Annotated in this window: 22 protein-coding genes, 1 tRNA gene and 2 pseudogenes; 17 read left to right on the forward strand and 8 right to left on the reverse strand. The window is 67.0% G+C overall.

Annotated elements, in window-relative coordinates; translation table 11 throughout:
* Positions 1–59: 59 nt before the first annotated feature.
* Positions 60–644, reverse strand: a complete 585-nt coding sequence (locus AWB95_RS20050) for a TIGR03086 family metal-binding protein (RefSeq protein WP_062540688.1) — start codon at positions 642–644, stop codon at positions 60–62.
* Between the two features lie 23 nt (positions 645–667).
* On the opposite strand from AWB95_RS20050, the gene AWB95_RS20055 reads away from it, so the two are divergent.
* The 3 genes from AWB95_RS20055 to AWB95_RS20060 are packed head-to-tail and all read left to right on the forward strand — an operon-like array spanning position 668 to position 2844.
* Positions 668–1492: a crotonase/enoyl-CoA hydratase family protein gene (locus AWB95_RS20055; protein WP_062540665.1), complete on the forward strand. Its 825-nt coding sequence runs from the start codon at positions 668–670 to the stop codon at positions 1490–1492.
* Positions 1493–1520: 28 nt separating this feature from the next.
* On the forward strand, positions 1521–1697 hold the full coding sequence (locus AWB95_RS23360) for a hypothetical protein (protein ID WP_099539661.1): 177 nt from the start codon (positions 1521–1523) through the stop codon (positions 1695–1697).
* Positions 1698–1737: 40 nt separating this feature from the next.
* Positions 1738–2844 (forward strand): Rv2629 family ribosome hibernation factor, encoded by a 1107-nt coding sequence (locus tag AWB95_RS20060; protein ID WP_062540664.1) that lies wholly within the window; start codon positions 1738–1740, stop codon positions 2842–2844.
* Between the two features lie 21 nt (positions 2845–2865).
* Here AWB95_RS20060 and AWB95_RS23365 read toward each other — a convergent pair.
* Positions 2866–2976 (reverse strand): annotated as a pseudogene (locus AWB95_RS23365) (DivIVA domain-containing protein); the annotation flags it as partial.
* Between the two features lie 21 nt (positions 2977–2997).
* Positions 2998–3123 (reverse strand): annotated as a pseudogene (locus AWB95_RS23370) (DivIVA domain-containing protein); the annotation flags it as partial.
* 206 nt (positions 3124–3329) lie between these two features.
* Here AWB95_RS23370 and lipE point away from each other — a divergent pair.
* Positions 3330–4568 carry a lipase LipE gene (lipE, locus tag AWB95_RS20070; protein WP_085168553.1) on the forward strand — a complete coding sequence of 413 codons (1239 nt, stop codon included), beginning with the start codon at positions 3330–3332 and terminating at the stop codon, positions 4566–4568.
* A 3-nt stretch (positions 4569–4571) separates the two neighbouring features.
* Here the strand turns inward: lipE and AWB95_RS20075 are convergent, their stop codons facing one another.
* The 4 genes from AWB95_RS20075 to AWB95_RS20090 all read right to left on the reverse strand — a co-directional run bounded on the left by AWB95_RS20075 (position 4572) and on the right by AWB95_RS20090 (position 5854).
* Positions 4572–4940, reverse strand: coding sequence for a type II toxin-antitoxin system VapC family toxin (locus tag AWB95_RS20075; RefSeq protein ID WP_062540662.1), 369 nt, complete (start codon positions 4938–4940; stop codon positions 4572–4574).
* Positions 4937–5176 carry a type II toxin-antitoxin system Phd/YefM family antitoxin gene (locus AWB95_RS20080; RefSeq protein ID WP_062540661.1) on the reverse strand — a complete coding sequence of 80 codons (240 nt, stop codon included), beginning with the start codon at positions 5174–5176 and terminating at the stop codon, positions 4937–4939. Before AWB95_RS20080 ends, AWB95_RS20075 begins: the two co-directional genes overlap by 4 nt.
* 42 nt (positions 5177–5218) lie before the next feature.
* Positions 5219–5305 (reverse strand) — tRNA-Ser (locus AWB95_RS20085).
* A 45-nt stretch (positions 5306–5350) separates the two neighbouring features.
* Positions 5351–5854 carry a MarR family winged helix-turn-helix transcriptional regulator gene (locus AWB95_RS20090; RefSeq protein WP_062540660.1) on the reverse strand — a complete coding sequence of 168 codons (504 nt, stop codon included), beginning with the start codon at positions 5852–5854 and terminating at the stop codon, positions 5351–5353.
* 66 nt (positions 5855–5920) lie between these two features.
* Between AWB95_RS20090 and AWB95_RS20095 the strand changes: the two genes are divergently transcribed.
* Complete coding sequence (locus tag AWB95_RS20095; RefSeq protein WP_193830650.1) at positions 5921–6898, forward strand: NAD(P)H-quinone oxidoreductase; 978 nt, start codon at positions 5921–5923, stop codon at positions 6896–6898.
* A gap of 61 nt (positions 6899–6959) precedes the next feature.
* On the opposite strand, the gene AWB95_RS20100 is transcribed toward AWB95_RS20095, so the two are convergent.
* Positions 6960–8156: a cysteine desulfurase-like protein gene (locus AWB95_RS20100; RefSeq protein ID WP_062540658.1), complete on the reverse strand. Its 1197-nt coding sequence runs from the start codon at positions 8154–8156 to the stop codon at positions 6960–6962.
* A gap of 109 nt (positions 8157–8265) precedes the next feature.
* On the opposite strand from AWB95_RS20100, the gene AWB95_RS20105 reads away from it, so the two are divergent.
* The 12 genes from AWB95_RS20105 (at position 8266) to AWB95_RS20160 (ending at position 21996) form a co-directional block, all read left to right on the forward strand.
* The gene (locus AWB95_RS20105) at positions 8266–10215 is read left to right on the forward strand and encodes a DUF6541 family protein (protein WP_085168554.1); all 1950 of its coding nucleotides are present in this window, start codon (positions 8266–8268) and stop codon (positions 10213–10215) included.
* Entirely contained in the window at positions 10216–10746 is a 531-nt protein-coding gene (locus tag AWB95_RS20110) for a bacterial proteasome activator family protein (RefSeq protein WP_180276006.1), read from the forward strand.
* Between the two features lie 10 nt (positions 10747–10756).
* Positions 10757–11548 carry a galactan export ABC transporter ATP-binding subunit Wzt/RfbE gene (gene wzt, locus AWB95_RS20115; RefSeq protein WP_062540309.1) on the forward strand — a complete coding sequence of 264 codons (792 nt, stop codon included), beginning with the start codon at positions 10757–10759 and terminating at the stop codon, positions 11546–11548.
* Positions 11545–12432 (forward strand): galactofuranosyltransferase GlfT1, encoded by an 888-nt coding sequence (gene glfT1, locus AWB95_RS20120; protein ID WP_062540308.1) that lies wholly within the window; start codon positions 11545–11547, stop codon positions 12430–12432. Before wzt ends, glfT1 begins: the two co-directional genes overlap by 4 nt.
* Positions 12429–13259, forward strand: coding sequence for a galactan export ABC transporter permease subunit Wzm/RfbD (gene wzm / locus AWB95_RS20125; RefSeq protein WP_062540307.1), 831 nt, complete (start codon positions 12429–12431; stop codon positions 13257–13259). The genes glfT1 and wzm overlap by 4 nt, the downstream gene beginning before the upstream one ends.
* A 126-nt stretch (positions 13260–13385) precedes the next feature.
* Positions 13386–13580 carry a CsbD family protein gene (locus tag AWB95_RS20130; RefSeq protein WP_062540306.1) on the forward strand — a complete coding sequence of 65 codons (195 nt, stop codon included), beginning with the start codon at positions 13386–13388 and terminating at the stop codon, positions 13578–13580.
* A gap of 113 nt (positions 13581–13693) precedes the next feature.
* Positions 13694–14179 (forward strand): GreA/GreB family elongation factor, encoded by a 486-nt coding sequence (locus AWB95_RS20135; RefSeq protein WP_062540305.1) that lies wholly within the window; start codon positions 13694–13696, stop codon positions 14177–14179.
* 26 nt (positions 14180–14205) lie between these two features.
* Positions 14206–14622 (forward strand): GtrA family protein, encoded by a 417-nt coding sequence (locus AWB95_RS20140; RefSeq protein WP_062540304.1) that lies wholly within the window; start codon positions 14206–14208, stop codon positions 14620–14622.
* Positions 14623–14654: 32 nt separating this feature from the next.
* Positions 14655–16010 (forward strand): decaprenylphosphoryl-beta-D-ribose oxidase, encoded by a 1356-nt coding sequence (gene dprE1 / locus AWB95_RS20145; RefSeq protein WP_062540303.1) that lies wholly within the window; start codon positions 14655–14657, stop codon positions 16008–16010.
* Positions 16011–16775 carry a decaprenylphospho-beta-D-erythro-pentofuranosid-2-ulose 2-reductase gene (gene dprE2, locus AWB95_RS20150; protein WP_062540302.1) on the forward strand — a complete coding sequence of 255 codons (765 nt, stop codon included), beginning with the start codon at positions 16011–16013 and terminating at the stop codon, positions 16773–16775.
* A gap of 2 nt (positions 16776–16777) precedes the next feature.
* The gene (locus AWB95_RS20155) at positions 16778–18694 is read left to right on the forward strand and encodes a galactan 5-O-arabinofuranosyltransferase (RefSeq protein ID WP_085168555.1); all 1917 of its coding nucleotides are present in this window, start codon (positions 16778–16780) and stop codon (positions 18692–18694) included.
* On the forward strand, positions 18694–21996 hold the full coding sequence (locus AWB95_RS20160) for an arabinosyltransferase domain-containing protein (RefSeq protein ID WP_084706987.1): 3303 nt from the start codon (positions 18694–18696) through the stop codon (positions 21994–21996). The genes AWB95_RS20155 and AWB95_RS20160 overlap by 1 nt, the downstream gene beginning before the upstream one ends.
* Positions 21997–22151: the final 155 nt, after the last annotated feature.

Genomic DNA, 22151 nt, shown 5'->3' on the forward strand with positions numbered 1-22151 from the left:
CGCGTTGACTCTGCGGCTACCACGCGAAAGTTCGAGTAGCTTGCCTGGTCAGCGCAGAGTCAACGATAAGGCGAGCGGCCGGTGAAGGCGATCAGGCGGTCGAGGGGCGGCGCGTTGTCGGCGACGTCGACGGGGTCGTCGAACCCGACCACCGAACGACCTTGCGGCGTGATGTTCTTCTTGGCGAGGCCCAGCACATACTCGGCAACCGAGTCGGCGACATCAATGGGGTGGCCGGTCGCCTTCGCGTAATCCCAAGCGTGGACGAGGAATTCGATCGACAGGATCCCGGCGGCCACCTTGGCCGGCAGCTCGTTGGAGCCGATTGTGATGGTGCCGTCCAGTCCGCGGCGGTGCCAGGCGTCCAGCGCCGGCCGCGCCGCGCCGATCACCTGCCGCTCTACCGAGTCGCCGGGGTCGCGGTCGGGGAACTCCGCGCCGGCCGCGCCGCCGAGCACGGTGATGGAGTTCAGCAGATGATCGGTCATCTTCGAGACGTCGAATTCCGAACACGGGGTGGGTTTGGCCAAATCGTCGCGGGCGATCGGATGCAGGACGCGCTGCAAGACGCCGAGCGTGGCTTCTGCGCTGGTGAGCTCGTCGGTAGGCGGTGAGTCGGGGCCGGGCCGCAGGTCGGAAGGCATGACGTCCACGGTACGGTCTGCCCATGGGCCAGCCGTACGAATCCGTCACAGTCGAAACCAAAGACCACGTCGCGCAGGTCACGCTGATCGGACCGGGCAAGGGCAACGCGATGGGCCCGGCGTTCTGGTCGGAGATGCCCGAGCTGTTCGCCGAACTCGACGCCGACCGCGATGTGCGCGCCATTGTGCTCACCGGGTCGGGCCGCAACTTCAGCTACGGCCTGGACCTGCCGGCCATGGGCGGGTCGCTGGCCGGGGTCATGACCGAGGGCGCGTCGGCGCGGCCGCGGGCCGACTTCCACCAAACGGTGCTGCGCATGCAGAAGGCGATCAGTGCCGTGGCCGACTGCCGCACCCCCACCATCGCCTCGGTGCACGGCTGGTGCATCGGCGGCGGCGTCGACCTGATCTCGGCGGTGGACATCCGCTACGCCAGCGCGGACGCCAAGTTCTCGGTCCGCGAAGTCAAATTGGCGATCGTGGCCGACGTCGGCAGCCTGGCCCGACTGCCGTTGATCTTGAACGACGGCCATCTGCGGGAGCTGGCGCTGACCGGTAAGGACATCGACGCCGCGCGTGCGGAGAAGATCGGCTTGGTCAACGACGTGTTCGACGACGCCGACGCCACGCTGGCCGCCGCGCACGCCACCGCCGCCGAGATCGCCGCCAACCCACCGCTGACTGTGCACGGCATCAAGGATGTCCTTGACCAGCAACGTATTTCGGCGGTGTCGGCGAGCCTGCGCTATGTCGCGGCATGGAATGCGGCGTTCCTGCCGTCCAAGGACCTGTCCGAGGGCATCTCGGCGACGTTCGCCAAACGCCCGCCGCAGTTCACCGGCGAATAACGGCCCCCGCTATTGGGAACACTCGGTTATGTCCAACTACCGAGTGATCAACCCGCACGGCGAGGTCGTCGCCACCAAAGACATCGCCAGCGCCGACGACGCGCACGCCTGGTTCGTCGACCAGAAGGCCGATAAAGGCGAGCTCGGCTGGCGGATGGAAGTCAACATCGACGGCGATTGGCGGTTCTTCGAACACACCGAGTGAGGCCGTTTGTCCGCGCGGCCCGCGGGCAACCCAAACAGGCATGGATTCGGAACGCTTCCGCCCGCTGCTGACCACCAAAGGGCCGTTCGCATCGGTCTACTTCGAGGACACCCACGACACCCAGGACGCCGAGACCCAGCTCGAGCTGAAGTGGCGTGGGATCCGCGATCAGCTCGCCGAGCACGGGGTCAGCGACGCGGTGACAGCCGACATCGAACGCGCCGTGATGGATCTGCGTCCGCCGATCGGCCGCAGCGGGCGCGGCATAGTCGCCGGCGCCGACGGCGTCGTGCTCAACGAGCATCTGCTGCGCCCCACCGCCGCCCCGGTGGTCCGGGTCTCGGAACTGCCCTACATCGTGCCGATCGTCGAGCACGGCTTCGACAACCCGTCCTACGTGTTGGTGGCCGTCGACCACACCGGCGCCGACATCACCGTGCACGTCGAAGGCACGCTCAGCTCGGAAACCGTTGCCGGCGGCGGCCATCCCGTGCACAAGGCGTCGGGGGCCGAAACCGGCGGCTACGGCGACCCGCAGCTGCGCACCGACGAAGCGGCCCGCAAGAACCTGCGCGCGGTCGCCGATCGCGTCGCCGAGTTGGTGGACGACGCCGGCGCCGACGTCGTTTTCGTGGTCGGCGAGGTGCGGTCCCGTTCGGATCTGCTGACGACGTTGGCCGACCGGGTCAAGGCGCTGGCAGTGCCGTTGGGGGTTGGCGCGCGCCACAGCGGCCACGACTTCGACGAGGTGCAGCAGGCGATCGAGAAGGAGCTGCTCAAGCGCCGCCTGGCGGTCCTCGATGACGCCGCCCAGCGTTTCACGGCCGAGATCGGCCGGGGGTCCGGTCTGGCCGCCGAAGGGCTCGGGCCGGTGTGCTCGGCGCTGCGTCAGGGCGCGGTGGAAACGCTGATCATCGGCGACATCGGGGACGAAACGGTGGTTGCCGACCAGGACCTGACGACCGTCGCACCCAACGCGAACGTGCTCTCCGAGCAGGGCGCCGCGGCCGATCGCACGCTGCGGGCCGACGAGGCGCTGCCCCTGTTCGCGGTTTCCGTCGGGGCGTCGCTGGTCCGCACCGACGAACGCATCGCGCCCGCCGACGGCGTGGGCGCTGTACTGCGGTACGCGCCGACGCTGCACTGATCGCGTTCACCGTCGCTGTTGCAGTTGCTGCTCGACGCGGTCCAGAAATGCGTCGACCTCGTCTTCGTTGTAACCGCGCTTACCGAGAGGCGGCTTGTTGAATGCCACGCTGCGGACATCTTCAGGTCTCAGGGTGGTTGCCCGCGGATTTCGTAGCGCTTCCTCGATGCGGTCGAGAAATGCGTCGACCTCGTCTTCGTTGTAGCCGCGTTTGCCGATGGGCGGCTTGCTGAACACCACGCTGCGGACATCCTGGGGCGTAAGCCCGGCGTGCGGCATGACGCCCGAAGCAGGCTCGTCACGCATCTGTTCGAGCGGCGGCGCCTCGTAACCCCACCCGGGCGTCGTCGCCGCGGGCCGACGCTTCCTGAACAACGGCATGGCCCCCTCCTCAGACGAAACAACGAGAGCGTACGTCGGTGGTGCGACCGTCGCGCCGTAACCTCGCGGAGGGGACTCAGCTCATTTTTCGAAGAGAGGCACGCATGACAGACGACGGCAGGATCCGCGTCCCAGCCGATCTCGACGCCGTCACCGCAATTGGTGACGAAGACCAGTCCGGGATCGATCCCGCGGCGGTCGAACGCATCTGGCAGGCGGCCCGCTACTGGTATCAGGCGGGGATGCATCCCGCGATTCAGCTGTGCCTGTGGCACGACGGCAAGGTGGTGCTCAACCGTGCGATCGGGCACGGCTGGGGCAACGGCCCAACCGATCCGCCCGACGCCGAGAAGATTCCCGTCAGGACCGACACCCCGTTCTGTGTGTATTCGACGGCCAAGGCGATCACCGCGACCGTGGTGCACATGCTGGTCGAACGCGGCCAGTTCTCGCTCGACGACCGGGTGTGCGACTACATTCCGACCTACACCAGCCACGGCAAGGACCGCACCACGATCCGGCACGTGCTGACGCACAGTGCGGGTGTCCCGTTCCCCACCGGTCCCCGGCCGGACCTCAAGCGGGCAGACGACCACGAGTACGCGCAGGAACAGCTCGGCAAGCTGCGGCCGCTGTACCGGCCCGGGTTGGTGCACATCTATCACGCGCTGACCTGGGGTCCGCTGATGCGCGAGATCGTCTATGCCGCTGTCGGCAAGGACATCCGCGAGATTCTGGCCGCCGAGATTCTCGACCCATTGGGCTTCCGCTGGACCAATTTCGGTGTGGCTGAACAGGATCTCCCGCTCGTGGCACCCAGCCACGCCACCGGCAGGCAACTACCCGCCCCGATCGCGGTAGCCTTCCGTAAGGCGATCGGCGGAACGGTACACCAGATCATCCCGCTTTCCAACACACCGATGTTCCTCACCACTGTCGTCCCGTCGTCGAACACCGTGTCGAACGCCTACGAGCTGTCGCGTTTTGCCGAAATCTGGCGCCGCGGAGGCGAACTCGACGGCGTGCGGATCATGCGCCCGCAGACCCTGCAGAGTGCGGTGCGCGAATGTCGCCGGCTGCGACCGGATGTGGCGACAGGAGGCGCGCCGCTGCGCTGGGGCACGGGATTCATGCTGGGCTCCAACAGGTTCGGGCCGTTCGGCCGCAACGCGCCTGCGGCGTTCGGACACCTGGGCCTGGTCAACTGCGCCATCTGGGCCGACCCGCAGCGCAAGCTCGCGGCAGGCCTGGTCAGCAGCGGCAAGCCCGGCAAGGACGTTGCGCCCAAGCGCTACACGGCGCTGATGGACCTCATTGCCGGCGAGATTCCGCGGGATCGCTGAGTCTCACACACAGACGACTGGATAAGCCTGCAGCCGAGCGTCTGTTGTCACCAGGTCTAAACGTTCGGCGATGGCCTGGGCAATGAGCATCCGATCGAAGGGATCTCGGTGGTGCCAGGGCAACTCGCCCAGAGCCTCGGCATGCGTTGCGGTGAAAGGTAATTCACAAAAGCCCGCCTCATGCAACGACTCGTGAAACCCCGAAGCCTTCAGCTTTCCCAGAGAGGCCTTGATCGCAACCTCAGCGACGGTGATAGCGGAGACGAAGAGCTCGTTGTCAGGTTCCGCGATCATCGCACGATGAGCAGCCGACAGCTTCGTGTCGTCAGCGAGCCACCAAAGTAGAACGTGAGTGTCGAGCAGCCCCCTCATGCCCCATACCAGTCGCGTTCGTCCGAGGTCGAGAAATCGTCGAAGTCAGGCGCGATCTTGATTTTGCCCTTCAACAGGCCCGGTTTCCGCTCCACCCGGTCGGGCTTGTAGGGGACCAGGCGCGCGACAGGCCGGCCGTGGCGGCTGATGACGATCTCGTCTCCGGCTTCCGCACGGGCGAGCAGGCGCGAGAAGTTTGTCTTCGCGTCGTAGACGTTGACGGTGTCGGCGACCATAAGCACAGCATATTGGACCAGACCAGGTCTGACCAGATTCAGCGGTGGCGGAGGGATTTGAACCCCCGGACGGTTTTAGCCGTCTCTCGCTTTCAAGGCGAGTGCAATAGGCCGCTCTGCCACGCCACCGCCGACAAGCGTATCGGGGCGGTAGTTTTCCGCGGCGACCCGCAGCTAGATCTTCGATGACCGACCGGACAGTTTCAGCGCGGTGCTGATGCGCCGGCAGTTCTCGCCCATCGCGGCGATCTGCGACCGCGACAACTGGCCGAGGAAATGGGTCCGCACGCCCTGGGCGTACGTGACCATGGCCTCGTGCGCCGCCGTTCTGCCGTCGTCGGTGATCGTGGCCACTACCCCGCGCCGGTCGTCGCGGCTGGCCTCGCGCCGCACCAACCCCTGGACCTCCAGGCGACGGATCTGCCGAGTCAGCCGGCTCGGCAGCGACGACAACGCCTCGGCCAGATCCCCCATCCGCACCGACCCGGCGGGCGCGCTGTCGAGCATCTCCAGCACCCGCACGTCGAACAGCGACAGCTGGTGCGTTTCGGTCAGTCGGCGGTTGAGCGTCGCATACAACCGCAACGCGGAATCCAGGAAGTTCTGCCACGACTTTTGTTCAGCGATATCCAGCCCGGGCATATCACTGGCTGTCCGGCCGTCGATGAGGCCGCCCATTACGTCATGCTATGCGACACAGCGGCTTTGGAACAGTCGGAATTCGCAGGTAGTAGCGTGGCGGCCATGCATGCGATCGTTGCCGAGTCCGCCGATCAACTCCTGTGGCAGCAGGTGCCCGACGTCAAGCCGGCACACGGTGAGGTACTGGTCAAGGTCAGCGCCGCCGGCGTCAACCGGGCCGACGTGCTGCAGGCCGCCGGTCACTACCCCCCGCCGCCCGGCGCCAGCGAGCTGCTCGGCATGGAGGTGTCGGGGGTGATCGCCGAGGTGGGTGACGGCGTCACCGGCTGGTCCGTCGGGCAAGAAGTCTGCGCTTTGCTGGCGGGCGGCGGCTACGCCGAATACGTCGCCGTTCCCGCTGGTCAGGTTCTCCCGATTCCCGACGGTGTCGACCTGGCCGACGCCGCCGGGCTGCCCGAAGTGGCGTGCACGGTCTGGTCCAACCTGGTGCTGACGGCGCACCTGCGCGAGGGCCAGCTAATCCTGATCCACGGCGGCGCGAGCGGTGTCGGCACCCACGCCATCCAGGTCGCCCGGGTCCTGGGCGCGCGGGTCGCGATCACCGCGGGATCGGCGCCCAAGCTGCAACTGTGCCGCGAGCTTGGCGCCGAGGTGACCATCGCCTATCGCGACGAGGACTTCGTGTCCCGGGTCAAAGAGGCGACCGACGGCGCCGGCGCAGACATGATCCTGGACATCATCGGCGCCGCCTACCTGGACCGCAATATCGACGCGCTGGCCAACGACGGTCAGCTGGTAGTCATCGGATTGCAGGGCGGCGTCAAGGGCGAGCTCAACCTCGGCAAGCTCATCAGCAAACGGGCACGGGTCATCGGAACCGCGCTTCGGGGCCGACCCGTCGACGGCCCGCACGGCAAGAGCGTCATCGTCGCCGCGGTGGTGGAGTCAGTGTGGCCGATGATTGCCGACGGCCGCGTTCGTCCTGTCATTGGCGCGCGCATGCCGATCCAGGAAGCCGCGGAGGCTCATCGGATGCTGTCGGCGGGACGGGTGACCGGGAAGATCGTGCTCACGCTGTAGCGCCCGCGAGCAGACGCAGAATCGCACGTTCGCGCAGCGAATCGTACGATTCTGCGTCTGCTCACCCAAGGGAGGCGAGGGCGCGCACCAATTGGTCGACCTCGGCCATCGTCGAGTAGTGCGCCAGCCCGACGGTCACCGCGCCACCGACGTCGTTGACGCCGATCACGTCGAGCACCCGCGAGCTGGCATTGGAGATCGCCAGAATTCCGTTGTCCGCCAACCGCTGTACCACCCGCTCGGCGGGCACCTCGTGCACGGCGAAACTGACCACCGGGATGCGCGATTCGGGCTGGCCGATCACCACCACCAGGGGCAGCGAGCGCAGCGACGTCATCAGATAGTCGAATATCTGGTTCATGTACGTAGCCGCGGATTCCATTGACACGACCAGTCTTTCGCGCCTGGTACCGCGGGCTGACTCGTCCAGTGAGGCCAGATATTCGATGCTGCGGACCAAACCGCCCAGCAGTCCGTACTGGTGCACGCCGAGCTCAAGTCGCGCCGGGCCGGTGGCGTGCGGATTCGTCGACACCGAGCCGAACGAGTTGATCAAGGCCGGATCGCGAAACACCAACGCCCCGACGGGCGGACCGCCCCAGCCGACCGCGTTGACGGCCACCACGTCGGCGTCGATCTCGTTGATGTCGATCAGTCGATACGGTGCGGCGGCGGAGTGGTCGACCACCACCAAACCACCGACGTCGTGGATAAGCTTGGTCACCACGCGCAGATCGGTGATGGTGCCCAGCGTCCCCGACGCCGACGTCACCGCAACCAGGCGCGTCGACTTGCCGATCAGACTCTCCCACTGCCAGGTCGGCAGCTCACCGGTCTCGATGTCGACCTCGGCCCACTTCACCTTTGCCCCGAACCGGTTTGCTGCGCGCAGCCACGGCGCGATATTCGCCTCGTCGTCGAGGCGCGTGACGATCACCTCGTAACCCAGGCCCGCTCGCGACGACGACGCATCGGCCAACGACGACAGCAAAACCGCGCGATCGGCCCCGAGCACCACTGCGCCCGGGTCCGCGTTGACCAGATCGGCCACCGCCTGGCGTGCCGCCTCCAACACGGCGGCGCTGCGCTGCGCCGACGGGTGCGGGCCGGTGGGGCTGGGGAACGAGCCGCGGAAAGCCGTCGACACGGTGGTGGCTACCGAGTCCGGGATCAGCATCCCGGCCGGCGCGTCGAAGTGCACCCAACCATCACCCAGCGAGGGGTGTAGTCCGCGCACTCGGGCGACGTCGTATGCCATGCCAGCCACCTTAGAGTTCCCGCAATTCCGCAAACCGCGACAGTAGCGGGGCGCCCAGATACGTCCCCGCCGTCCCGAGCCAGGTCACCCGGCCAGCCATACTAGTCGAGTGGGGCTGACCTTCGGAACGCTAATTGCCTTGTTTTTGCTGATGGTGCCGGGGGCAATCGTCGCACGCAGCGCTCAGCTAACTTGGCCCATCTCGATCGCGGTTGGCCCCGCCCTGACCTACGGCGTTGTGGCGCTGGCCATCATCCCGTTCGGCGCCGTCGGAATCCCTTGGAACGCTTGGACAGCGCTCGCGGCTCTGGTCGTTGTCACCGTGCTGGTGGCAGGTTTGCGGGTGCTGCTGGCCCGCTACCGCGACGCCGAAGGCGAAGCGCGGGCGGTGACCGGCTGGGCGGCCGCCACGGTGGCCGCCGGTGTGTTGCTGGGTGTGCTGTTGATCTGGTACGCGGCGCTACGCGGCATCCCGCACTGGCAATCGATCCCCAGCACCTGGGACGCGGTCTGGCATGCCAACACCGTCAAATTCATCCTCGACACCGGGCAGGCGTCGTCGACCCACATGGGTGAGCTGCGCAACGTGGAGACCCACGCGCTGCTGTACTACCCGTCGGCGTTTCACGCCCTGGCCGCGGTGGACTGCCAGCTGACCGGCGTGGCCGCCACCACCGGCTACACGCTGAGCTCGCTGGCGGCGGCCATCTGGCTGTTTCCGGTCAGCGCGGCGGTGCTCACCTGGCGGGTACTGCGCGCCCACACCAGCGAGTGGCGCACCGCCGGCGCGGCCGCCACCGCGGCGGCGCTGTCGGCGTCGTTCACCGCGATTCCCTACGTCGAGTTCGACACCGCCGCGATGCCCAACCTGACCGCCTACGGGCTCGCGGTGCCCGCGTTCGCGCTGATCACGTCCACGCTGCGGCACCGCGACCGCATCCCGCTGGCGGTGCTGGCGCTCGTCGGGGTGTTCTCGGTGCACATCACCGGCGGCGTCGTCGTCGTGCTGTTGCTGGCGGCGTGGTGGCTGCTGGAGGCGCTGTGGCAGCCGGTGCGCGGCCGGCTCGCCGACGTATGGACTCTGGCCGCCGTCGCGGTGCCGACCGCCCTGGTGCTGCTGCCGCAGTTCTGGGCGGTCAAGCAACAGGAAGACATCATCGCGGGACACTCCTTTCTGACCTACCTGTCCAAGAAGCGCGGACTATTCGACGCGGTGTTCCAGCATTCCCGCCACCTCAACGACTTCCCGGTGCAGTACGCGCTGATCCTGGTCGCGGCGGTCGGCGGGTTCGTCCTGCTGGTCCGCAGGATCTGGTGGCCGCTGGCGGTGTGGCTGCTGCTGATCGTGGTGAACGTCGACGCCGGAACACCGCTGGGCGGCCCGATCGGACGGCTGGCCGGCGGGTTCGGCGAGTTCTTCTACAAAGATCCGCGCCGGATCGCGGCGGCGACGACGCTGCCTCTGATGCTGATGGCGGGTGTCGGGCTGTTCACCGTGGTCACATTGTTGGTCCGGCTGCTGGCGGGCCGGCGGCTGCCCGCCCCGGCGCTGGCCTCGGCCACCGCAGCGCTGCTGCTGGCAGCCATCCTGGTCAGCACCTGGCACTACTTTCCGCGGCACCGGTTTCTATTCGGCGACAAGTACGACTCGGTGATGGTCGACCAGCGGGACCTGGAGGCGATGGCGTATCTGGCCAGGCTGCCCGGCGCCCGGGACACCCTGATCGGCAACGGCAACACCGACGGCACGGCCTGGATGTACGCGGTGGCCGGCCTGCACCCGCTGTGGACCCACTACGACTACCCACAACAGCAGGGCCCCGGCTACCACCGGTTCAACTTCTGGGCCTACGCCGACGACGCCGACACCGACCCGCGGGCGGCCGAGGCGATTCGGGTACTCAATATCCGCTACGTCCTGACCAGCACGCCGACGGTCCGGGGATTCGCAATGCCCGACGGGTTAGTCTCACTCGAGAAGTCCAAGTCGTGGGTGAAGATCTATGACAACGGCGAAGCCCGGATCTACGAGTGGCGCGGCGCCCCGACGACTTTCTGAATCATGACGAGGATGGTGACTGCATTGAGTACCGACAACAGCGACGACAACGTCGAGATCATCGGCGTGGACCCGCGGCTGATGGCCGAGCGGACCGACGACGACGAGGACCAGTCGCTGACCGACCTGGTCGAGCAGCCCGCCAAGGTGATGCGGATCGGGACGATGATCAAGCAACTGCTCGAGGAGGTCCGCGCCGCCCCGCTCGACGACGCCAGCCGCAACCGGCTGCGCGAGATCCACGCCACCAGCATCCGCGAGCTCGAAGAGGGGCTGGCGCCGGAGCTGCGCGAAGAACTCGACCGGTTGACGCTGCCGTTCAGCAACAACACGCCCTCAGACGCCGAGCTGCGGATCGCGCAGGCCCAGCTGGTCGGCTGGCTGGAAGGCCTGTTCCACGGGATCCAGACGGCGTTGTTCGCCCAGCAGATGGCCGCCCGCGCGCAGCTCGAGCAGATGCGCCACGGCGCGCTGCCGCCGGGGGTCAGCCGCGGCGGACACGGTCAGTCGGGCACCGGGCAATACCTGTAAGTAGACGTCCGTGGCGGCACCTCACATCGAGACGCGCAACGCGTGGGTGGAGTTTCCCATCTTCGACGCCAAGTCGCGCTCGCTGAAGAAGACCTTCCTGGGCAAGGCCGGCGGCACGATCGGGCGCAACACCTCCAACGTCGTCGTCATCGAGGCGCTGCGCGATATCACCCTGTCGTTGGAGTTGGGCGACCGGGTGGGGCTGGTCGGGCACAACGGCGCCGGGAAATCGACTCTGCTGCGGCTACTTTCGGGCATCTACGAACCCACCCGCGGCTCGGCGTCGGTCACCGGCCGGGTGGCGCCGGTCTTCGATCTCGGCGTGGGGATGGACCCGGAGATCTCCGGCTACGAGAACATCATCATCCGAGGCCTGTTCCTGGGACAGACGCGCCGCCAGATGCTCGCCAAGGTCGACGAGATCGCCGAGTTCACCGAACTCGGCGACTACCTGTCGATGCCGCTGCGCACCTATTCCACCGGTATGCGGGTGCGCCTCGCCATGGGTGTGGTCACCAGCATCGACCCGGAGATCCTGCTGCTCGACGAGGGCATCGGCGCGGTGGACGCCGAGTTTCTGAAAAAGGCCCAGACGCGGCTGCAGCGGCTGGTGGAGCGTTCGGGAATCCTGGTTTTCGCAAGCCATTCCAACGAGTTCCTGGCGCGGTTGTGCAAGACCGCGATGTGGATCGACCACGGCACCATCCGGATGACCGGCGGCATCGAGGACGTCGTGCGCGCCTACGAGGGCGAGGACGCCGCCCGGCACGTGCGCGAGGTGCTCGACGAGGTTCCCGGATGATCTGCGCCGTCGTCGTCACCCACCGGCGACCCGACGAGCTGGCCAAGTCGCTGGATGCGCTCGTTACGCAGACCCGGTTGCCGGATCACCTGATCGTGGTCGACAACGCCAACGAAGACCGGGTCCGCGAGCTGGTGACCGGCCAGCCGATCCCGACGACATACCTGGGGTCGCGCCGAAACCTCGGCGGCGCAGGCGGTTTCGCGCTCGGCATCCTACATGCCTTGGCATTGGGCGCTGACTGGGTGTGGCTGGCCGACGACGACGGCCACCCGGCCGACACCCGGGTGCTGGCCACCCTGCTGGCGTGCGCCGAGAAGCACGCCCTGGCCGAGGTGTCGCCGATGGTGTGCAACGTCGACGAGCCGGCGCGGCTGGCGTTCCCGCTGCGCCGTGGGCTGGTGTGGCGGCGCTTCGCGGCCGAGCTGCGCACCGAGGACGGTCAGGAGCTGCTGCCCGGCATCGCATCGTTGTTCAACGGCGCGCTCTTTCGCGCGTCGACGTTCGACGCGATCGGGGTTCCCGACTTCCGGCTCTTCATCCGCGGCGACGAGGTGGAAATGCATCGCCGGCTGGTGCGCTCCGGTCTGCCGTTCGGGACCTGCCTTAACACCGCCTATCTGCACCCCTGCGGATCGGCCGAGTTCAAGCCGATCCTCGGCGGGCGGATGCACACCCAATATCCGGAAGACCCGGCCAAGCGGTTCTACACCTACCGCAACCGCGGCTACCTGCTCGCGCAGCCGGGACTGCGGCGCTTGCTGCTGCAGGAGTGGCTGCGGTTCGGCTGGTTCTTCCTGGTGTCGCGCCGCGACATCAAGGGCCTCGCGGAGTGGATTCGGTTGCGGCGCTTGGGCCGTCGCGAAAGGTTCGGCAGGCCATGACGATCACCGACATCGCATCGGAGTCCAAGACGTTGACGCGAGCCTGGCGTGATCTGGTCGACGGCTTCCGCCGTCGCGAGCTGTGGCTGCACCTGGGCTGGCAGGACATCAAGCAGCGGTACCGCCGCTCGGTGCTCGGCCCGTTCTGGATCACGATCGCCACCGGCACCACCGCCGTCGCGATGGGCGGCTTGTACTCCAAGCTGTTTCACCTCGAGTTGGCGGTACACCTGCCCTACGTCACGCTCGGGCTGATCGTCTGGAACCTGATCAACGCCGCGATCATGGAAGGCGCCGACGTGTTCGTCGCCAACGAGGGCCTGATCAAGCAATTGCCGGCGCCGCTGAGCCTGCACGTCTACCGGCTGGTGTGGCGGCAGGTCATCCTGTTCGCCCACAACATCGTGATCTACGTCGTGATCGCGATCATCTATCCCAAGCCGTGGTCGTGGGCCGACCTGTCGGTGATCCCCGCGCTGGGGTTGATCGTGCTCAACGCGGTATGGGTGTCGCTGTGTTTCGGCATCCTCGCCACCCGCTACCGCGACATCGGCCCACTGCTGTTTTCCGTCGTGCAGTTGCTATTCTTCATGACGCCGATCATCTGGAACGACGACACGCTGCGGCAGCAGGGCGCGGGCCGGTGGGGCAAGATCGTCGAACTCAACCCGCTGCTGCACTACTTGGATATCGTGCGGGCGCCGCTGCTGGGCGCCCACCAGGAGTTGCGGCACTGGGCGGTGGTGGTGGTGCTGACGGTCGTGGGTTGGATTTTCGCGGCGTTCGCCATGCGGCAGTACCGCGCCCGCGTGCCGTACTGGGTGTAAAGCCTCACGAGATCGCCACCATGGCTGTGGTTCTGAGGCAAACCACGACCGTGGCGGCGATCTCGGCGCCGGTTGAGCGCACGCCTCGGTGGGTATCCGATGGACCCGACGGACGGAGGGCTGACTATGGGTGCGGAAGACAAAGCCAGAAACAAGCTGCAGGAGCTGACCGGCAGGGCGAAGGAAACCATCGGCCGCGTCACCGGTAACCGCAGGCTCGAAAATCGTGGCATAGGGGATCGAGCCAAATCGGAGCTGAAGGGCGCCGGCGAGAAGGTCGAGGACGTGTTTCGCGGACGCAGAGGCCGTCGCCACTCGTGAGAGCGAAACGCCACCACGCCGATTCGCCATAGGAATAATCAGGACCAAACTGAAGACAACAATCGAGGCGCTCCGGCCGTAATCACCGCTGCGCCCTGAGGACAGGTTCGAAGGTGAGCGAGGAAGTCGAATCTACGGGGCTTTCGGATGCGTCGCGCGAACGCATTGCCGCGGAGTTGGATCGGCTCCGGGAACGACGCGAACGCCTCGAGGTCGAGGTCAGAAACGACCGCGGCAGCGTCAGCGATCACGCCGACGCCGCCGACGCCATCCAGCGCGCCGACGAGCTGGCCGGCCTCGACGAGCGGATCGTCGAACTCGACCGGCTGCTGCGAACCGGGCCTTCGCCGTCGAACGGAACCGGCACACTGCCCGGAGGCACCGAGGTGACCGTGCGGTTCGCCGACGGTTCGGTGGTGACCATGCACGTGATCTCCGTCGTCGAGGAGACCCCGGTCGGCCGTGAAGCCGAGACGCTGACGGCCGGCAGTCCATTGGGCATGGCACTGTCGGGCCGCAAACCGGGCGACAAGGTCACCTACACGACGCCTGCAGGCGAAAGCCAGGTCGAGCTGCTCGACGTCAAATACCCGACGTAGCCCACCCGACCCGTAGACTCCCCGCGATGGCCGAGATCGCCCCGCCGCGCGCGCACCTGAGTCTGAGCACGCAGGTGTGGCGGTTCGTCGTCACCGGCGGCCTCTCGGCGATCGTCGACTTCGGGCTCTACGTGCTGCTCTACAAGACGGCGGGCCTGCAGGTCGACCTGGCGAAGGCGACCAGCTTTGTCGCCGGCACCATCACGGCCTACCTGATCAACCGCCGATGGACATTCCAGGCCGAGCCGAGCACCGCCCGATTCCTGGTCGTCATGGGGCTCTACGGCGTCACCTTCGCCGTACAGGTCGGGCTCAACCACCTGTGCCTGGCGCTGCTGGACTACCGCGCCTGGGCGGTGCCGGTCGCCTTCGTGATCGCACAGGGCACCGCCTCGGTGATCAACTTCGTCGTGCAGCGCTCGGTGATCTTCCGGCTGCGCTGACGGCGCCCGCCCAGGCGGTACCCTCTTTGACGATGTTGACGACCAAACGCCTCACCGGTTGGGGCCGCACGGCCCCCTCGGTGGCCACGGTGCTTTCCACCCCCGACCCGGACGAAATCGCCAAGGCGGTGGCCAACGCGGGCGACCGCGGGGTGATCGCGCGCGGCCTGGGCCGCTCCTACGGCGACAACGCGCAAAACGGCGGCGGGTTGGTCATCGACATGACGGCGCTGAACCGTATCCACTCGATGGACGCCGACACTCGCCTTGTCGACGTTAATGCGGGAGTCAACCTCGACCAGCTGATGAAAGCCGCACTGCCGTTCGGGTTGTGGGTTCCGGTGCTGCCGGGCACCCGGCAGGTCACCATCGGCGGTGCGATCGCCTGCGATATCCACGGCAAGAACCACCACAGCGCGGGCAGCTTCGGTGAACATGTGCGGTCCATGGATCTGCTGATGGCCGACGGCAGCATTCGCACTCTCACTCCCGACGGCGAAGACGCCGGACTGTTCTGGGCAACCGTGGGTGGCAACGGGCTGACCGGCATCGTGCTACGCGCCACCATCGAAATGACCCCGACCGAGACGGCGTATTTCATCGCCGATGGTGACGTGACCGCCGGGCTCGACGAGACCATCGCCTTCCACAGCGACGGCAGCGAGGCCAACTACACCTATTCATCGGCCTGGTTCGACGCGATCAGCCCTCCGCCGAAGCTCGGGCGCGCCGTGATTTCCCGCGGCTCACTGGCCCGGCTTGACCAATTGCCGAAAAAATTGCAGCGCGATCCTTTGAAATTCGATGCGCCGCAATACTTTACAACACCAGACATTTTTCCGAGCGGACTGGGTAACAAGCTGATCTTCGGTGCAATGACCGAGCTGTGGTACCGAAAGTCCGGAACCTATCGCGGCAAAGCCCAAAACCTCACGCAGTTCTACCACCCGCTCGACATGGTCGGAGAGTGGAACCGTGCTTACGGTCCTGCGGGTTTTGGCCAGTACCAGTTCGTGGTGCCCACCGACGCCGTCGAGCAGTTCAAGGGCATCATGTCCGACATCCAGAAGTCCGGCCACTACTCGTTCCTCAACGTGTTCAAGCTTTTCGGCCCGGGCAACCAAGCGCCGCTGAGCTTTCCCATTCCAGGCTGGAACGTCTGTGTCGACTTCCAGATCAAGCCCGGACTGGGCGCATTTCTCAATGAACTCGACCGTCGTGTCCTGGAATTCGGCGGCCGCGTTTACACCGCCAAGGACTCCCGCACCACCGCCGAGATGTTCCACGCCATGTATCCGCGCATCGACGAGTGGATTGCGGTGCGCCGCAAAGTCGATCCGACCGGGGTGTTCGTATCCGACATGGCCCGACGTTTGGAGCTGCTGTAGATGGTCTTTGACGCCGTAGGTAATCCGCAGACCATCCTGCTACTCGGGGGAACCTCCGAAATCGGGCTCGCCATCTGCGAGCGCTACCTGCAGAACGCGCATGCCCGAATTGTGTTGGCCTGCATGCCCGACGACCCCGGCCGCGATGCCGCCGCAGCACAGATGAAAGCCGCCGGCGCCAAGGCCGTCGAAGTGATCGACTTCGACGCGCTCGACACCGACAGTCACCCCAAGGTGATCGAGCAGGCTTTTGCCGACGACGATGTCGACGTCGCGATCGTCGCATTCGGGCTGCTCGGCGACGCTGAAGAACTCTGGCAGAACCAGCGCAAAGCCGTGCAGATCGCCGAAGTCAATTACACCGCAGCGGTTTCGGTAGGTGTGCTGCTCGGTGAGAAGATGCGCGCTCAGGGCTTCGGCCAGATCATCGCGATGAGCTCCGCCGCCGGCGAGCGGGTCCGGCGCTCCAACTTTGTCTACGGCTCCACCAAGGCCGGACTGGACGGCTTCTACCTGGGCCTCGGTGAGGCGTTGCGCGAGTACGGCGTTCGCGTGCTGGTGATCCGGCCCGGTCAGGTACGGACCCGGATGAGCGCCCACATCAAAGAAGCGCCGTTGACCGTCGACAAAGAATACGTCGCCAACCTCGCGGTCACCGCATCCGCGAAAGGTAAGGAATTAGTTTGGGCGCCAGGAGCATTCCGCTATGTGATGATGGTGTTGCGACACATCCCGCGGCCCATCTTCCGCAAGCTACCCATCTGAGCATGCGGAACGCGCTGGCCACCATCGGCCAGATGCTGCTCGCCGCTGCGCTGGCCGTCGTGGTCTCGGTCGTCTCACTGCGAGCCATCGCCAGCGTGAACTGGCCGGCGTACCCGTCGTCGAACCAACTGCACGCGCTGACCACTGTGGGCCAGGTCGGTTGCCTGGCCGGGCTCGTTGGCGCGGGTTGGCTGTGGCGGCGCGGCACAGCGCGCTGGCTGGCCCGGCTGGCGGCCCTGGTGTTCGTTTCGGCGTTTTCGGTGGTGACACTGGGGATGCCGCTGGGCGCCACCAAGCTGTACCTGCACGGCATCTCGGTGGACCAGCAATTCCGCACCGAATACCTGACCCGGCTCACCGACAGCGCGGCGCTACAGGACATGACTTACAAAGGCCTGCCGCCGTTCTATCCGCCCGGCTGGTTCTGGATCGGTGGACGGGCCGCCGCGCTCATTGGAGCACCGGCCTGGGAGATGTACAAGCCGTGGGCGATCACCTCGATCACAATTGCGGTCGCCGTGGCGCTGGTGCTGTGGTGGCGGATGATCCGCTCCGAATACGCGGTGATCGTGACCGCCGCCACCGCCGCAGTGACGCTGGCCTACAGCTCCCCCGAGCCCTACTCGGCGATGATCACGGTCCTGCTGCCGCCGGTGCTGGTGCTGACGTGGTCGGGGTTGCGCGGCGGCGGCGCCCGGCCCGCCGACCGTGAACCTAACTTCACGCTGGACGACGAACGTGAACCTAACTTCACGCTCGCTGCCAAAGCCGGCGGCTGGACGGCGGTGATCGGCGCCGGGATCTTCCTCGGCTTCACCGCGACCTTCTACACGCTGCTGTCCGCCTACAGCGCGTTCACCATGACGCTGATGGCGGTGCTGCTGGCCGTAACCCGGCGTCGTATCGACCCGCTGATCAGGCTGGCCGTCATCGCCGTCATCGCGGCCGCCATCGGGGCGACCACCTGGTTGCCGTTCGTGCTGCGCGCCGCCCGCGACCCGGTCAGCAACACCGGCAGCGCGCAGCACTACCTGCCGGCCGACGGCGCCGAACTGACGTTCCCGATGCTGCAGTTCACGCTGCTGGGCGCGCTGTGCATGCTGGGCACGCTGTGGCTGGTGGTGCGAGCCCGCACGTCGACGCGGGCCGGCGCGCTGGCGATCGGCGTCGTCGCGGTCTACCTGTGGTCGCTGCTGTCGATGCTCACCACCCTGGCCCGCACTACGCTGCTGTCGTTTCGGCTGCAGCCGACGCTGACCGTGTTGCTGGCCGCCGCCGGAGCGTTCGGCTTCGTCGAAGCCGCCCGCGCGCTGGCCGGGCGCAGCCGCAGCGTGCTGCCGGTGGCGGTTGCCCTCGGGCTGGCCGGCGCGATCGGATTCAGCCAAGACATCCCCGGCGTGCTGCGCCCCGACATCACCATCGCCTACACCGACACCGACGGCCACGGCCACCGCGGCGATCGCCGCCCGCCCAGCGCCGAGAAGTACTATCCCGCCATCGACGCCACCATCGCCCAGCTCACCGGCAGGCCGCGCGACGAAACCGTCGTGCTCACAGCCGATTACAGCTTCCTGTCCTACTACCCGTATTGGGGTTTTCAGGGTTTGACGTCGCACTACGCCAACCCGCTGGCGCAATTCGACAAGCGGGCCGCGGCAATCAAAAGCTGGTCGAAACTCAAGACCGCCGACCAGCTCGCGCATGCCCTGGACACCCTGCCGTGGCAGCCGCCGACCGTCTTTTTGATGCGCCGCGGCGCCAACGACAGCTACACATTGCGGCTGGCCGAAGACGTCTACCCCAACCAGCCCAACGTCCGTCGCTACACCGTGGACTTCAAAGCCGCCCTGTTCGCCGACCCGCGGTTCACCGTCAAAGACATCGGCCCGTTCGTCCTGGCCGTCCGGACCGCGCGCTAATGGCCAACGAGTCCGCCCAGGCCGGGCAACTACGATCTAGCCCCGTGAGCCGCGCCGTCGACGATATAGACAGCAGCAGCGATGAGGCGGGGGCACCGCCCGCTCGCGGGGGAGAGCGGCGCCAATCGACTGGCGTGGGAGCAAACTATCGGGCCGCCCGTGTCGTCGCCGTCGTCGCCGGTTTGCTCGGGACATTGCTGGCCATTGCCACCCCGCTGCTGCCGGTCAAACAGACCACCGCCGAACTGAACTGGCCGCAAAACGGTGTGCTGGCCAGCGTCGAAGCGCCGCTGATCGGCTACGTCGCCACCGATCTCAACATCACCGTCCCGTGCCAGGCCGCCGCCGAGCTGAGCAAGACCAAGACGGTGCTGTTGTCCACGGTGCCCAAGCAGGCCCCGAAAGCCGTCGACCGCGGGCTGTTGATCGAGCGGGTCAACGACGATCTGTTGGTCATCGTCCGCAACACACCGGTGGTGGTGGCGCCGCTGAGCCAGGTGCTCAGCCCGGCCTGCCAGAAGCTGACCTTCACCGCGCACGCCGACAAGGTCACCGGCGAATTCGTCGGGCTACGCCAAGGCCCCAACGCCGAACATCCCGGCGAGCCGCTGCGCGGCGAACGCGGCGGCTACGACTTCCGGCCGCAAATCGTCGGCGTCTTCACCGACCTGTCCGGCCCGGCGCCGCCAGGCCTGCAACTGTCGGCGACAATCGACACCCGCTACAGCAGCGCCCCGACACCGCTCAAGCTGGGCGCGATGATCCTCGGGGTCGCCCTGACGATCGCCGCGCTGGTGGCGCTGCACATCCTGGACACCTCCGACTCCACCCGGCACCGCCGCTTCCTGCCGCCGCGCTGGTGGTCGATCAGCGGGCTCGACGCCCTGGTCACCGCGGTGCTGGTGTGGTGGCATTTCGTCGGGGCCAACACCGCCGACGACGGCTACATCCTGACCATGGCCCGGGTGTCCGAGCATGCCGGCTACATGGCCAACTACTACCGCTGGTTCGGCACTCCCGAGGCGCCGTTCGGCTGGTACTACGACCTGCTGGCGCTGTGGGCGCACGTCACCACCGCCAGCATCTGGATGCGGCTGCCCACCTTGCTGATGGCGCTGGCCTGCTGGTGGGTGATCAGCCGCGAAGTGATCCCCCGGCTCGGTGATGCCGTCAAGCACAGCCGCGCCGCGGCGTGGACGGCGGCCGGCGTGTTCCTCGCGTTCTGGCTGCCGCTGAACAACGGGCTGCGGCCCGAGCCGATCATCGCGCTGGGCATCCTGCTGACCTGGTGTTCGGTGGAGCGGGCGGTGGCCACCAGCCGGCTGCTGCCGGTGGCAGTCGCCTGCATCATCGGCGCGCTGACCCTGTTCTCCGGGCCGACGGGCATCGCGTCGATCGGCGCGCTGCTGGTGGCCATCGGGCCGCTGCGCACGATCTTGCACCGCCGCACCAAACGCTTCGGCGTGCTGCCGCTGGTCGCGCCGATCCTGGCGGCGGTCAGCGTCACCGTGATCCTGATCTTCCGGGACCAGACATTCGCCGGCGAGATCCAGGCCAACATGCTCAAATCCGCCGTCGGGCCCAGCCTCTCCTGGTTCGACGAGCACATCCGCTACGAGCGGCTGTTCATGGCCAGCCCCGACGGATCGGTGGCCCGTCGCTTCGCGGTGCTGGCGCTGCTGGTCGCGCTGACGGTGTCGGTGGCAATGTCGTTGCGCAAGGGCAGGATTCCGGGCACCGCCGCAGGGCCCAGCCGTCGCATCATCGGGATCACGATCATCTCGTTCATCGCGATGATGTTCACCCCCACCAAGTGGACGCACCACTTCGGCGTGTTCGCCGGGCTGGCCGGCTCGCTGGGAGCGCTGGCTGCCGTCGCGGTAACCGCGGCGGCCATGCGCTCGCGACGCAACCGCACCATGTTCGCCGCGCTGGTGCTCTTCGTGGTGGCGCTGTCGTTCGCCAGCGTCAACGGCTGGTGGTACGTCTCGAATTTCGGCGTGCCATGGTCGAATGCTTTCCCGGAGTGGCACTTTGGCTTCACCACCGTGCTGCTCGGGCTGACGGTAGTGGTGCTGCTGCTGGCCGCCTGGTTCCACTTCGTCAACAACAGCGAGTCGTCTGAGCGCCGTCTGCCCCGAATTATGCAGTCGCCGTTGGGGATTGCCGCCTGGTTCTTGGTCCTCTTCGAGGTCTTGTCGCTGACACTCGGGATGACCGACCAATACCCGGCATGGTCGGTGGGCCGCTCCAATCTGCAAGCGCTGACAGGCAAGACCTGCGGGATGGCCGACGACGTGCTCGTCGAGCAGGATCCGAACGCCGGCATGCTCACGCCGGTCGGGGTGGCGCTCAAGGACTCGCTGGGCGCGGCCTTCGCCGAAGGCTTCGACCCCAACGGCATTCCCGCCGACGTGTCCGCCGATCCGGTGATGGAACGACCCGGCGACCGCAGTTTCGTGAGCGACGACGGCATGGTCACCAGCAGCGAGGCCGGCACCGAAGGCGGGACCACCGCCGCGCCGGGGATCAACGGGTCGCGGGCACGACTGCCGTACAACCTCGACCCGGCGCGCACCCCGGTGCTGGGCAGCTGGCGCTCCGGCGTACAGGTGCCGGCGCTGCTGCGCTCGGCCTGGTATCGGCTGCCGCCGCGGAATGAGGTCGGGCCGCTGCTGGTGGTGTCGGCGGCGGGCCGGTTCGACCCCGGCGAGGTGCAGGTGCAATGGGCCGGCGATGACGGAAAACCGGCCGGCTCAACGGGATTCGCCGATGTCGGGGCCGCGCCGGCATGGCGCAACCTGCGGGCGCCGTTGGCGGCGCTCCCGGACAGCGCCACCCAGGTGCGGGTGGTGGCCACCGACGACGACCTGGCACCGCAGCATTGGATTGCGGTGACGCCGCCCCGGATTCCGCGGCTGCGCACGCTGCAGCAGGTGGTCGGCTCAACCGATCCGGTGCTGCTGGACTGGCTGGTCGGTCTGGCGTTTCCCTGCCAGCGGCCGTTCGGTCATCAAAACGGCGTCATCGAGGCGCCCAAGTGGCGGATCCTGCCGGACCGGTTCGGCGCCGAGGCCAACTCTCCGGTGATGGACAACAACGGCGGTGGGCCGCTGGGTGTCACCGAGCTGCTGGACCGCGCCACCACCGTGTCGACCTATCTGAAGGACGACTGGTTCCGCGACTGGGGCACACTGCAGCAGTTGACTCCGTACTACCCGGATGCGACGCCGGCCCGCCTCGACTTGGGCACGGCCACCCGCAGCGGGCTGTGGAGTCCCGCCCCCCTGCGCAAGACCTGAACCGGAACCGTTGCCCTTGCAGCGATCCGACCCTCTAAACTGTCGGTGGTTATCCGGACCTCAGCCAGCACGAAACCTTGGTCCTGTCTTCAGATGTGTAGGACGGGCATTGTTCATGACCCGCACTACCAAGAAGGCACCATGGGCTCCGATAC

The organism is Mycobacterium celatum, assembly GCF_002101595.1.
Classification (GTDB): domain Bacteria; phylum Actinomycetota; class Actinomycetes; order Mycobacteriales; family Mycobacteriaceae; genus Mycobacterium; species Mycobacterium celatum.